The organism is Bacillus cereus group sp. BfR-BA-01383, assembly GCF_022663495.1.
Lineage (GTDB): Bacteria > Bacillota > Bacilli > Bacillales > Bacillaceae_G > Bacillus_A > Bacillus_A cereus_AU.
Window position 1 is genome coordinate 1 of record NZ_JAKUFP010000009.1, and the last position, 13,747, is coordinate 13,747.

A 13,747-nucleotide genomic window follows, 5' to 3' on the forward strand; every position below is an offset into this window, starting at 1 on the left:
GGGCTCGCCAAATAAAGATGACATTGGCGGGTCAGTTTCAAGTTGTCTACAATTTAAAGCGTATCCGTAGAATCATGAAGAAATACGAGATTGTCTGTCCGGTTCGCAAAGCGAATCCTTATAAAAGAATGCTGAAAGCTACAAAAGAACATCGTGTAGTACCGAATCGATTAAATCGGGAATTTAAACAAAACGCCCCAGGAAAAACACTTCTTACAGATATCACCTATTTAGTTTACGGTAAGAATAAAAGGGCCTATTTGTCTACAATTTTAGATGGCTCAACCAATGAAATTCTAGCTTACCATGTTTCAGAACAGATGACATTAGACCTCGTAACGACAACCCTTCATAAACTGAAAAGGAATCAGAGGATTCGATTGACTGAAGGTGCATATATTCATTCAGATCAAGGAGCCCATTACACAAGTCCTACTTATCAAAAACTAGTCAAAAAGCTAAATCTCGGGCAATCCATGTCAAGAAGAGGAAACTGTTGGGATAACGCTCCACAAGAATCGTTTTTTGGTCATCTGAAAGATGAAGCACATATAAAACCTTGCGAGTCTTTTATTAAATTAAAAGAAGAGATTAAGAAATATATGACATACTATAATCACTATAGATATCAATGGAATTTAAAAAAGATGACTCCTGTTGAATACAGAAATCATCTTCTTGATATTGCCTAACTTTTTTCAAAATGTTCTTTACAAAGGGTACAGATTAGTATTTCATCGCTTCTTTTTTACTAAATCATTTTCAAAATCACAATCCCTACATAACCCTCTTAAACATCTTCTCCAACTCATAAGTAGAATGATGCACAAGAATCGGTCTTCCGTGCGGGCATGTATATGGATTTGTTGTTGTACGAAGTTCTTCCAGCAAAGCAAATATTTGATCGTTCGTTAAATATTGATTTGCTTTAATCGATGCTTTACAACTCATCATAATCGCTGCTTCTTCACGCAATTTTTTAATATCCACTTTTTTTAGTTTAACAACTTGCTCCATCATTTCATCAATAATTTCAGTTTCTTGTCCTTTCGGGAACCACGTTGGATGCGAACGGACGATAAAGGATTGATGGCCGAATTGCTCTAAAAATAGTCCGACTTTTTTTAGTTCTTCTAGTTGCTCTTCGACACGTAAAAATTCGGTAAGAGATAAATCGATACGATACGGTACAAGTAGTTCTTGTACTTCTTGTGCTACCCTTCCTACTTTATCACGGAAGTATTCATAATTGATACGTTCCTGCGCTGCATGCTGATCAATCATATATAGCCCGTTATCATTTTGAGCGAAAATATATGTTCCGTGCATTTGTCCAATTGGATAAAGTGGTGGTAAGTCATTACCGTTCATTTCAATCTCTTTTATTTCCCCGACTTCTTCTTCCAATTCCTCTAATTCAAAGTCGTCATCGTTACTATTCCACGAGTTCTCTTCTCGAATTGGTTCTTCGATTATCGGTTTAGTAGATGGCTGCCAACTTTGTTCTTCTCTTACGAGTGATTGTGGTGGTTGCCATTCTTGCTTCGGCGGTTGCCAAAGTTGTGCTGGCTGTTTCACAATCATTGGTTCTTCTTGTTTTTCATCCATTCCAGTCGGTAAAACAATGTTTGGCACCTGTGGTTCTTTCGGTTTTGTATGCTCAAACTGGAACTGTCCTTGCACACTTTCATCTTTTTCTTTTTTCTTCGTTGTTACACCTGCATCTGGGATGAGCTGTATTTTTTTGAATGCAGCTTGTAATGTCTCTTCGATAAGCTTTAGCAATTCTTGTTCTTTACTAAAACGAACTTCTAATTTCGCTGGATGTACGTTTACGTCAACAAGCATTGGATCCATTTCAATTGATAAGAAACCGATTGGATATCGTCCAACTGGCAGTAATGTATGGTACCCTTGCTGAACTGCTTTCATTAATGTGTAATTTCGAACGTAACGGCCATTTACAATCGTTGACATATAATTACGAGATGCTCTCGTTACTTCTGGTAATGTTACATAACCTTTAATTGTGAAGTCTAAAGATTCGGCTTCAATTGGAATAAGCTTTTTTGCAACTTGAATGCTGTAAATCGCCGCAAGTACTTGTCTTACATCACCGTTTCCTGATGTATGAAGCAATTTCTTCTCATTATGAAACAATTTTAGCGATACTTCTGGATGTGACATTGCAATACGATACACGATATCTGTAATATTCCCAAGCTCTGTATGAATGGTTTTCATATATTTAAGACGCGCTGGTGTATTAAAGAATAAGTTTTGTACTGTAATATCTGTTCCTTTTCGGCTTGCCGTTTTCTCTTGTTTTATAATGTCTCCACCTTTAATGATAAGGTGTGTACCAGGCGCATCACCTGTGCTTGTGATTAATTCTAATTCACTTACAGAGGCAATACTCGGCAGAGCCTCCCCGCGGAAACCGAGTGTTCTAATGCGAAATAAATCATTTTCATCTTTAATTTTGCTCGTTGCGTGGCGTTCAAATGCAACGATACAATCTTCTTCTGCAATGCCATCTCCATTATCTATGATGCGAATTTTCGATAACCCAGCTTCTTCTAAGTGGATTTCAATAGATGTACTATTCGCATCGATGGAATTTTCCACAAGTTCTTTTACGACTGAGGCAGGGCGTTCTACTACTTCCCCTGCCGCAATTAAGTTAGAGAGTTGATCATCGAGTTTGCGAATTTTCCCCATCTACTTACTCATCCTTTCTTTAACTTTTTCTGCAAGCGATACAGTTCGTTCATCGCTTCTAAAGGTGTCATATCAAGTAAGTCAATTTTTTTAATTTGCGCAAGCACTGCCGTTTCTTTTGCATCTAAAACTGGCTTGTCTTGTTTTTTCGTAGGCTGTTCTCCACCAAAGAAAGATAATTGTGAGTCTTCTTCATTCACTTCTTTCTCTTCTTGTACTTCTACTGGTGTTTCTTTTACAACTACAGGTGCTGGAATAACTTCTTGTACTTTCACTTCTGCACGCTTTGGAATAATAATTTCTTCTTGTCCTTCGAGCTGCGCTAACACTTCTTTCGCACGAGCGATTAAGCTATCTGGAAGCTCAGCAAGTTGCGCCACGTGAATTCCGTAACTTTTATCTGCCGCTCCATCTTGAATTTTATGAAGGAACACTACTTTCCCGTTCTCTTCAATAGCTGAAACGTGTACATTTTTCAATTGATCTAAACTTTCTTCTAACACCGTTAATTCATGATAGTGTGTTGAGAATAATGTTTTCGCACCAATTTGGTCATGAATATGTTCAATGATTGCTTGTGCAAGTGCCATACCATCATACGTAGATGTACCGCGTCCAATTTCATCAAATAAAATTAAACTTCTTTCTGATGCGTTTGCAATTGCATTTTTCGCTTCTAACATTTCGACCATAAATGTACTTTGACCTGAAATCAAATCATCCGCTGCGCCAATTCTCGTAAAGATTTGGTCAAATACAGGTAATACCGCTTCTGTCGCTGGTACGAAACAACCAATTTGCGACATAACCGTTACAAGTGCTAATTGTCTCATATACGTACTTTTACCAGACATGTTCGGTCCTGTAATTAAAAAGACATCCATATTCTCCGGCATAATACAATCATTTGGTACATACAATTTCCCGTTCAATACTTTTTCAACGACTGGATGGCGACCATCTTTAATAAAGATTTCACGCTTCGTTGTTAAAACAGGTTTTACAAACTGTTCCTCTTCACTCACTGTCGCAAAGCTTTGTAGTACATCCAATTCACTAATTACTTTCGCTAAATGTTGTAATTTCGGAATAAATACCTTTACTTCTTCACGAAGTGCTGTAAATAAATCGTATTCTAGTTGTACAATTTTCTCTTCTGCTTCTAGAATTAACGTTTCTTTTTCTTTCAGTTCATCTGTTATGAAACGCTCTGCATTTGCAAGTGTTTGTTTACGCTCATAGCGACCTTCTGGAAGTGCTGCAAGATTCGCTTTCGTTACTTCAATGTAGTAACCGAAAATACGGTTGTACCCGATTTTTAATGATTTAATTCCTGTAATATCACGCTCTCGTTTTTCAAGCTCAGCAATCCACGTTTTTCCGTTTTTACTAACGTAACGATATTGATCAAGCTTGTCATTATAACCGTCTTTAATAATATCTCCATCTTTAATAGAAAGCGGTGGGTTTTCTTGAATACTTCTTCCTAGTAATTCAGTTAAACTCTCACATGGATCCGCACCTTGAATCAACCTTGCTGCATAAGCATTATCTAAAAGACTGATCGCTTCTAAAATAGCTGGTACTTGAAGTAAAGAGCGTCTTAATTGTAATAAGTCCCGTGCATTTACATTACCAAATGCAACTTTCCCTGCTAAACGTTCTAAATCATATACCTCTTTTAACTTTTCTTTTAAATCTTCACGTAAGAAGTAATCATTTACAAATGTTTCAACCATTTCTAAACGCTCTTCCACTTTTTCTTTTTGGATAAGTGGACGTTCCATCCACTGTTTTAACATACGCCCACCCATAGCCGTTTTTGTTTTATCTAATAGCCATAATAATGAGCCTGTCTTTTCCTTCGTGCGAAGAGTCTCTGTTAACTCTAAATTTCGTTTTGAATGAACATCAATTTTCATAAATTGGTTCGTGTAATAAATTTCTACTGGTTGTAAGTGATCTAACGAACGTTTTTGCGTTCTTATCACATAGTTAAATAAGCGTCCAATTGCTTTAATTAACTTTGCTTGTGAAACATTTTTTACAAGATGTTCTAATCCTTCTGGGATAGTTGTTGCATCTTCATACGAAATCGTCATCTTTAATGTTTCAGTTAATTTATTTAATTCATCTTTTGAAAATGTAGAGTCTACAACAATTTCTTTTGAACCAGTTGCATACACTTCTAATAAAATGTCTTCTACTGAACCTGTTAATAACGTTACTGTGTTTTGTCCAGTCGTTAAATCATTACAAGCTAACGCATAAGACCCATCTTCAAAATGTGTTAATGCTGCTAAGAAGTTATTCTCTTTCTCATCTATTGTACGCCCTTCCATCATCGTTCCTGGCGTAATTAGTTGTACTACTTCACGACGTACTACACCTTTAGCTGTTTTTGGATCTTCCACTTGCTCACAAACAGCTACTTTATATCCTTTTTCAACAAGTTGTTCAATATAGTTTTTAGCCGCATGGTATGGTACACCGCACATTGGTATACGCTCACTACTACCACCATCTCGGCTCGTTAATGTAATTTCAAGTTCGTGAGCTGCTTTAACAGCATCTTCAAAGAACATTTCATAAAAATCACCTAAGCGAAAAAATAAAAAGGCATCTTGATAGTCTGCCTTAACCTTTAAATATTGCTGTATCATAGGGGTATATTGAGTCATACTTTTCCTCCATAATTCTTACATAATAATCTATTTTCACATATGTCACATTTCACGGACATCCATTTCTCCTATTTCAGGAGTCTTTCCTCATTATAGCACATTTCATAAGGAATCATGTTCATTCAGCACCACTTATGTATTGTAAAAAGCTAGGAAGAACTTCTCCCTAGCTTTCTATTACTCTTCTTCTGCATCAACGATAAAGTTCGGATCTAATTCTTCAAACTCGTCATCATCGATTTGGAAATCCTCGTCTGATTCTACGCAACCTTCAGGATTTACACTTACACAAATTTTTGTTTCTCCAACTACTTCTGTTACAAATTCACGTTCTACCGTCACAACAATTTTATTACCATTTGGTGATACAAGAGCTTCTAAACAATTTGGCGGCTGAATTACACGAGCGATAATTTCTAAATCGTCACCAGAGAAGTTTTTATCACGATACCCTATGCTTACTTCATCAGTGTAGTTAACACGTTCTGTTACAACCTCAGTCTTTGTATTTCCATCAAATGAATACCAAGTGTTTACATCATAGAAACCTTCAATTTCCACATGCTTTCCATTCTTTCTAGCTTCGTACGAATGGTTAATTACCCAGCACCCTAAAATACTTGTTGGCTCATTATTCGATTCACATGTATGCGTTGACTTTGTATACTTACGTCCTTTTCCAACCACTGCTTTTGTAATAATCTCTCTAAATTCGGACATTCGTAACCCTCCTCAATCACTATTCACTTAATCATATGCGTGACAATAGCGGAATGTGTCATTCTTTTTTTGAGAAGAATTTACGATATAACCCACTAAAAAAAGAGATGTCAATAAGACATCTCTTTAACAACCACAATTTCCTTTTTTACTTTCTACCGCTGCACCAGTTTCACCCTTCAACACATCGCCGCCAGTTGAAACTAATATTTCATCTGTTACATTGTTAGAAATCGTACTAGCAACTAGCTGTAGTAAGTCATTTACATATGTTTGTGAAGATTTAAACTCCTGTACAACAGGGATATTATCTAACTTATCCTGAAGCGCATCGATTTCAGCTTCTACTTTTTTCAAAGCTTCCCATTTCCCGTAATGTTGCAAGTTTACTGCTTGTTTTTGCAATGCTTTAATTTCATCAATTGCGCGCTTTACATTTTCATTTTTATGAATTTGCGCCTCTGCTCGCTTAAAAAAATCAACTTCTTCTGTTTCAGAAATCATTTTTGCTAGTTCTTTCGCTTGTTCAACAATTTCATCTTTCGTATATGCTTTCATCTATTATTTCACCTCAATCGGCTCTTCAACTAATTCCCCGTTAAGAGACCAAGTTTTTGCGTCCGTTACTTTTACTTTGACAAGCTGACCAATTAAAGATTTTGAAGCAACGAAGTTTACAAGTTTATTCGTACGTGTATACCCCGCAAGTACTTCAGGATTATTTTTACTTTCTCCATCAACTAATACTTCTACAATTTGTCCTATATAACGCTTATTCTTATTCACTGCATATTCATTCACTAGTGTATTTAAGCGTTGTAATCGCTCTTTCTTCACTTCCATCGGAACATTATCTTTCATTTTCGCAGCTGGTGTACCCTCGCGCGGAGAATAAATGAATGTAAATGCAGTATCAAATTCTACTTCACGATATAGCGACATCGTTTCTTCAAACTGCTCATCCGTTTCATTTGGGAAACCGACGATAATATCAGTTGTTAATACTGCGTTTGGAATTGTTTCTTTAATTTTTCTTACAAGCTCTAAATAGTGTTCTCGTGAATATTTACGCGCCATAATTTTAAGCATATCTGTACTACCAGATTGAACTGGTAAGTGGATATGTTCTACTAGGTTGCCACCTTTTCCAAGAACCTCAATTAAATGATCGTCAAAATCACGTGGATGGCTTGTTGTAAAACGAATACGGGCAATATCAATTTTACGGAGTTCGTCCATTAAATCGCCAAGACCATATTGTATATCTTCAAAGTCTTTACCATATGCGTTTACATTTTGTCCAAGTAACGTAATTTCTTTATAACCGTTCGCTGCTAAATGGCGAATTTCTTTAATAATATCTTCCGGACGTCTGCTACGCTCTTTTCCGCGTGTATACGGTACAATACAATATGTACAGAACTTATCACAACCATACATAATATTTACCCAAGCTTTAATATCACCACGACGTACTTTCGGAAGGTTTTCAATTACATCCCCTTCTTTTGACCAAACTTCAACTACCGTCTCTTTTGAAAACATTGCGTCCTTTAAGATATACGGTAATCTATGGATATTATGTGTACCAAACACCATATCTACATGCTGATTTTTTTGCATAATTTTATTTACAACAGATTCCTCTTGAGACATACAACCACATACACCAATTAAAAGATCCGGGTTTCTTCGCTTTAATGATTTTAAATGACCAAGTTCACCGAATACTTTATTTTCAGCATTTTCACGAATTGCACAAGTATTTAATAAAATTACATCTGCCTCTTCAGTTGAAAAGGTTGGCTCATATCCAAGTGTTGTAAAAATTCCAGCCATTACTTCAGTATCATGTTCATTCATTTGACAGCCATATGTACGAATGTAAAACTTTCTTCCTGCGCCAAAATCGCGGAACTCTTCAGGTAAGCCAAAATCTCGTTCAATTTTAACTTCTTCTTTCCCACGCTTTTTCGCATCTTTCAAGGAAGGTGGTTGGTACACACTTTCAAAGTATTTACTATAATCTTTCTCTTCTTTTTTCGTAGAGGAATTTGCTTGTCGACTTGCTAATCGTTGTTGCTCGTTCATCGGTAATCTCCTTTCACCCTTAACCTATACATTCTGTAGTCCATTTTAATGCGCTTAGACTCATCTCAATGATGTTAGATAGCTTGAGAGATAGCTTGCCCTTTGAAACTTGAGTAACCGATCTAATCATCCTTAAGAATGAAGTCTTCCCCACACAAATAGACATTCCCTTTTATTATTTCATCTTGTCCTATTGAAAAGCATATTGCTTTATCCCTATACACATTATCATAGTATAGAGCCTTTAGCCAACTTTAACGAAGAAGAATCATTATCCTATATTACACTTCACAGTTAATGAACATGCTATTTCTATACAACGATTTATTTATTATTTTATCATTCTGAATTTTCCAAGTAAACAAATCTATTAATTATTTTTATTCAATCAAAAAAGGTTGCCAAGTGGCAACCTTCTCTTTAATCATTACATAAATTCAGCAACAAGCTCATCAAACATTTTCTGATCCATATTCAAATCAGCTTGCACTAAAGGCTTTTCACTATAGTCTTTTACAAGCTCTTGGTAAGAAGGCTGCTTTGTATTTTGATAAATTAAACCAGTTACTAACCCGTTATTTTCCATTAATGTTTGCATAGCCATCATGCGGTTAGATGGATCATATCCTTCTACCGTACTTAGTTTCGTTAAATTCTCTTTAAACCAATCATAAGTATTTACTTTATTGTAAGTAACACATGGACTAAATACGTTAATTAATGAAAACCCTTTATGGTTAATACCAGCTTCAATAATTTGTGTTAATTCTTTTAAATCACTTGAAAAACTTTGCGCCACAAATGTCGCACCAGCTGTTAAAGCCATTTCCATAACATTTAGTGATGGTTCAATTGAACCTTGTGGTGTACTTTTCGTTTTAAATCCAGCTTCACTTCGTGGTGAAGTTTGACCTTTTGTCAATCCGTAAATTTGGTTATCCATTACGATATACGTAATGTCAATGTTACGACGAATAGAATGGATTGTATGTCCCATACCAATCGCAAAACCATCACCGTCACCACCGGATGCGATAACTGTTAAATCACGATTTGCCATTTTCACACCTTGTGCGATTGGAAGAGCACGTCCATGAATACTATGCAAACCGTATGAATTAATATAACCTGAAATACGACCTGAACAGCCGATACCAGAAATAACAGCTAGTTCATCTGGATTTAAACCAACGTTAGCTGCCGCACGTTGAATCGCAGCTTGTACTGAGAAGTCTCCGCAACCTGGGCACCAGTTCGGTTTTACACTGTTACGAAAGTCCTTAAATGTTGCCATTTAATACAACCCCTTTTTTACATTCGTTGTAAATCTCTTTCGGTAAGAATGGGTTTCCGTCATATTTTAAAAGACTAGAAATTTTCTCACCATTACCAAGATTCATTTTCATAATGTTAGCAAGCTGACCAGTTGCATTGTTTTCTACAACTACAACACGCTTCGCATTTTTCACAAGTGGATCGATTTCAGCTGTTGGGAACGGGTGAATTAAACGTATATGAGCATGGTTTACTTTCATTCCTTCTTGTTCCAAACGCTGCATTGCCTCTTCGATCGCACCACGAGTTGAGTTAAATCCAACTAGCAATACGTCTGCTTCTTCATGCTTAACATTTTTATAAACAGGGGTATTAAACTTTAAGTTCTCCATTTTACGGAAACGTTTGTCCATTTGATCTTTACGGTTTATTGCTGATTCAGATGGTTTACCCGTTTCATCATGTTCTACACCTGTAACATGGTGAATACCATTTTTCATACCAGGTAAAACACGTGGTGAAACGCCATCTTCTGTTACTTCATAACGCTTGAAGTATGCTTTATTCTCACGTTCTGGTATTTCTATGTCTAAATCAAGCTTACCACGACGAATTTCCACTTTATCTAACTTAAGTGGTTCTACAGTTTGTTTCCCTAAAGAAAGCTGTAAATCTGTTAAGAAGATAACAGGAACTTGATATTCTTCAGCTAAGTTAAACGCTTCTACAATATCATAGAAAGCTTCTTCAACTGTACTTGGTGCCATTACGATTTTTGGAATCTCACCATGCGTACCGTAAATCATCGCCATTAAATCAGACTGCTCTTGTTTCGTTGGTAATCCCGTACTTGGACCACCACGTTGTGTATCAACAATTACTAATGGTGTTTCTGTAATACCCGCTAAACCAATCGCTTCCATCATTAAAGAAAGACCAGGACCAGCAGATGCTGTTAATGTACGAACACCAGCATAGTTTGCACCGATCGCCATTGTACAAGCTGCGATTTCATCCTCTGTTTGGATTACTGTCCCGCCGACTTTCGGTAATTTTTTAATTAAGTATTCCATAATTTCAGATGCAGGTGTGATTGGATATGCTGACATAAAACGAGCACCACCAGCTACCGCACCAAATGCGATTGCATCGTTTCCAATCATAAACATGCGTTTCTGACCATCAGCTTTTTCAAGCTGCATCATGTTTACTTTCTCACCTAGCAATTCTTTCATATATTGAGAGCCACGTTTAATTGCGTCCATATTCTTTTGAACGACTTGCTCTCCTTTACGACCAAAGATCTCTTCAACAACATCTAAATAAGCCGTTTCATCTAATCCTAATACCGCACTTGATGCCCCAACAGCCACCATGTTTTTCATTAATGATGTGCCTAATTCTGAAGCAATATCTGTAAACGGTATCACATATAGATTTACATCTGTATTATCAGGTATTGTTGGATTAAATTTCGCATCCGCAACTACAATTCCGCCCGGACGTAGTTCATGGAAGTTAAAATCAATTGTTTCTTGATCAAAAGCAATTAAAATATCTAAATCATCTGAGATCGCGCGTACTTCTGTTGTACTTACACGAATTTTATTATTTGTATGGCCGCCTTTAATACGTGATGAGAAGTGGCGGTAACCGTATAGGTAATACCCTAATCGGTTTAATGCAATACAGAAGATCTCCCCTGTACTTTCAATTCCTTCACCTTGTTGGCCTCCAACTTTCCATGAAAGTTGACTAATCATCTCCTACACCCCTTTTGGCTGCATTCATTGTAGTGTATTTTTTTACAGTAATAGTTTAGCATTTTTTATGCAAATAAACTACAACGGACGCAAATTATGCCTCTTCTGATTTCCCTGAATCTTTAGTATAAAGCTATTTCGTTTTTCATTCTAGTATTAGGTCTTAAAAAAAGCAATAATATAGAATGAATTTATTTTAATTTTTCTGAATTTTTAAAAATGAAAACTCAGAAACTTATACGTTCGACAAAATTATCATACAAAAATCGTTCTACAGTAGATGTATCATAGTGTTTATAAAGCTCATTAACTACGTTTTCATACTCCCTATACGCCGTTACATTTACAACCGTCTCCAAAATACCATCAAAATCCGAACCAAATCCTACATTCTTTTCTCCACCTATTGAACAGATATATTCGACATGTCTTAATATATCTGTTATATGTGCCTGTCTTTCACTTGTTAAAAATTGCGGTACAAACGTAACGCCAATCATACTATTTCGCTTTATGAGGGCGCCAATTTGTTCATCATTTAAATTACGTGGATGCTGACAAATTTTATAACAATTTGAATGGGACGCAATAGGGTTTTTAGCAATTTCTATAACATCCCAAAAGCTTCTTTCATTCAAATGAGATACATCGGTCCATAAATGTAACATATTAAGTTCTTGTACAACTTGTTTACCAAAGCTCGTTAAACCTGCCGCACGTGTCTCTAGCGCACCGTCAGCTAATAAATTGGCATAGTTCCATGTCAGTCCAAAGGAGCGTACTCCTAAGCGATAAAACAGCCGTAATTTCATTACATCTTTTCCAATGGCTTCGCATCCTTCTAATGTTAATAGTGCTCCGATCTCGTCCTGTTTTAACATATTAATATCATCTTTTGTCTGAATAAACTTCATTCCTGGTAGCGATAGAATTTCACTGTGAAAGATATCTATCATTTGTAACGCGACTTCAAAACGCCTTTCGTAAGCCACTGTTTCTGGTACATATATAGCAAAACATTGTATACTTCCTTTTCTATTCTTTAATTGTTCAAATGTAATATGTAATTGTGAATCATTTCGAAAGTCTTTTTTTCCCTTTGCACTCCATAATTGAAAGAGCACATCACAATGAGCATCAAAAATTTTCATTTTCATTCCTCCATTATAAAAACAACCTGTTTGCATACTGCAAACAGGTTGTTTAAACTTAACGAGGTTCTACAATTAATTTTATTGCTGTACGTTCTTCCCCATCAATCATAATATCTGTAAACGCTGGGATACAAATCAGGTCCAAACCACTAGGCGCTACAAATCCTCTTGCAATTGCTACTGCCTTTACCGCTTGGTTCAATGCACCTGCACCAATGGCTTGAATTTCTGCTGTTCCGCGTTCGCGAATAACACCTGCAAGTGCACCAGCTACAGAATTAGGGACCGACGTTGCTTTAACTTTTAATATTTCCATTCCGCGTTTCCTCCTCGTTTCTATAAAAAGTATTAGCAATTATTTCACTTTAACTTATATTCACGAGGAATGGCACGTATTCCTGCTAAATCTTTGTAATTTTTCTAAAAAATTAAAATATAATAACTTATCTAAATTTTAATAGGACTTACTCAAAAAATGGTTGATCGTCATTGATTAAAATACGCTCAATTTTCTTAGCTTTTCCTGTGTTAGGATCCACATCAATTAGTACTGCACTTAATTGTGTTCTACCACTTGTCACTTCAAAACGTACTGGTAAGTTTGTTAAAAACTTCTTCAATACTGCTTCTCGATCCATACCTAAAATCCCATCGTACGGTCCTGTCATACCAACATCCGTAATATATGCCGTTCCGCTTGGTAAAATGCGATTATCCGCTGTAGGAACATGCGTATGTGTACCTACTACCGCTGTAGCACGGCCATCTACATACCAGCCTAACGCTTGTTTTTCACTTGTAGTTTCCGCATGAAAATCAATAAAGATAATATTCGTACGTTTTTTTGCAATGCTAATTAATTCATCCACTTTACGGAATGGACAATCAATCGGAGGAAGGAAAGTACGTCCTTGTAAGTTAATAACCGCAACTTCTGTTCCATTGCAATTCACAAAGATAAGCCCTTTTCCTGGAGTTCCTTCTGGGAAGTTAGCTGGTCTTGCAAGGTATTTTGCATCATCAATAAATTCAAATACTTCACGATTATCCCAAGCATGGTTTCCAAGCGTAACCGCTTGTGCCCCGCACTCCAAAAAGTTTCGATATATTTTTTCTGTAATACCACGTCCACCTGCTGCATTTTCTCCATTAATGATTGTTACTGTAGGTGTATATTTTTTCTTTAATGCCGGTACGTACTGTTGAATCATGTCTCTACCAGGAGATCCTACTACATCTCCAACAAATAATATTCTCATATGTCTTACCCTTTCTATGTACTGCATTTTTTATTACTATAACTTCAAGTGATTTCCTTACAATATATTTATTATAAGTT

11 protein-coding genes are annotated in these 13,747 nt (G+C 36.3%); 1 reads left to right on the forward strand and 10 read right to left on the reverse strand.

Annotated elements, in window-relative coordinates:
* A partial coding sequence (locus MR065_RS11130) for an IS3 family transposase (RefSeq protein ID WP_242213696.1) occupies positions 1-692 on the forward strand: 692 nt, incomplete at its 5' end.
* 85 nt (positions 693-777) lie between these two features.
* On the opposite strand, the gene mutL is transcribed toward MR065_RS11130, so the two are convergent.
* The 10 genes from mutL to MR065_RS11180 form a co-directional block, all read right to left on the reverse strand.
* Positions 778-2,721 (reverse strand): DNA mismatch repair endonuclease MutL, encoded by a 1,944-nt coding sequence (gene mutL, locus MR065_RS11135; RefSeq protein WP_242213697.1) that lies wholly within the window; start codon positions 2,719-2,721, stop codon positions 778-780.
* An 8-nt stretch (positions 2,722-2,729) separates the two neighbouring features.
* A complete protein-coding gene (gene mutS / locus MR065_RS11140; RefSeq protein ID WP_242213699.1) occupies positions 2,730-5,402 on the reverse strand; it encodes a DNA mismatch repair protein MutS in 2,673 nt (890 codons plus the stop codon).
* A gap of 180 nt (positions 5,403-5,582) precedes the next feature.
* Positions 5,583-6,125 (reverse strand): outer spore coat protein CotE, encoded by a 543-nt coding sequence (gene cotE / locus MR065_RS11145; RefSeq protein WP_001288800.1) that lies wholly within the window; start codon positions 6,123-6,125, stop codon positions 5,583-5,585.
* A gap of 126 nt (positions 6,126-6,251) precedes the next feature.
* On the reverse strand, positions 6,252-6,683 hold the full coding sequence (locus MR065_RS11150) for a YlbF/YmcA family competence regulator (RefSeq protein ID WP_097902901.1): 432 nt from the start codon (positions 6,681-6,683) through the stop codon (positions 6,252-6,254).
* A 3-nt stretch (positions 6,684-6,686) separates the two neighbouring features.
* Entirely contained in the window at positions 6,687-8,216 is a 1,530-nt protein-coding gene (gene miaB, locus MR065_RS11155; protein WP_242213701.1) for a tRNA (N6-isopentenyl adenosine(37)-C2)-methylthiotransferase MiaB, read from the reverse strand.
* A gap of 427 nt (positions 8,217-8,643) precedes the next feature.
* Positions 8,644-9,510 (reverse strand): 2-oxoacid:ferredoxin oxidoreductase subunit beta, encoded by an 867-nt coding sequence (locus tag MR065_RS11160; RefSeq protein ID WP_098267824.1) that lies wholly within the window; start codon positions 9,508-9,510, stop codon positions 8,644-8,646.
* On the reverse strand, positions 9,497-11,254 hold the full coding sequence (locus tag MR065_RS11165; protein WP_242213703.1) for a 2-oxoacid:acceptor oxidoreductase subunit alpha: 1,758 nt from the start codon (positions 11,252-11,254) through the stop codon (positions 9,497-9,499). Before MR065_RS11165 ends, MR065_RS11160 begins: the two co-directional genes overlap by 14 nt.
* 227 nt (positions 11,255-11,481) lie before the next feature.
* A complete protein-coding gene (locus MR065_RS11170; protein ID WP_242213704.1) occupies positions 11,482-12,405 on the reverse strand; it encodes a dipeptidase in 924 nt (307 codons plus the stop codon).
* A 58-nt stretch (positions 12,406-12,463) separates the two neighbouring features.
* A complete protein-coding gene (gene spoVS, locus MR065_RS11175) occupies positions 12,464-12,724 on the reverse strand; it encodes a stage V sporulation protein SpoVS (RefSeq protein WP_000404341.1) in 261 nt (86 codons plus the stop codon).
* A 148-nt stretch (positions 12,725-12,872) separates the two neighbouring features.
* Complete coding sequence (locus tag MR065_RS11180; protein WP_097902906.1) at positions 12,873-13,667, reverse strand: TIGR00282 family metallophosphoesterase; 795 nt, start codon at positions 13,665-13,667, stop codon at positions 12,873-12,875.
* Positions 13,668-13,747: the final 80 nt, after the last annotated feature.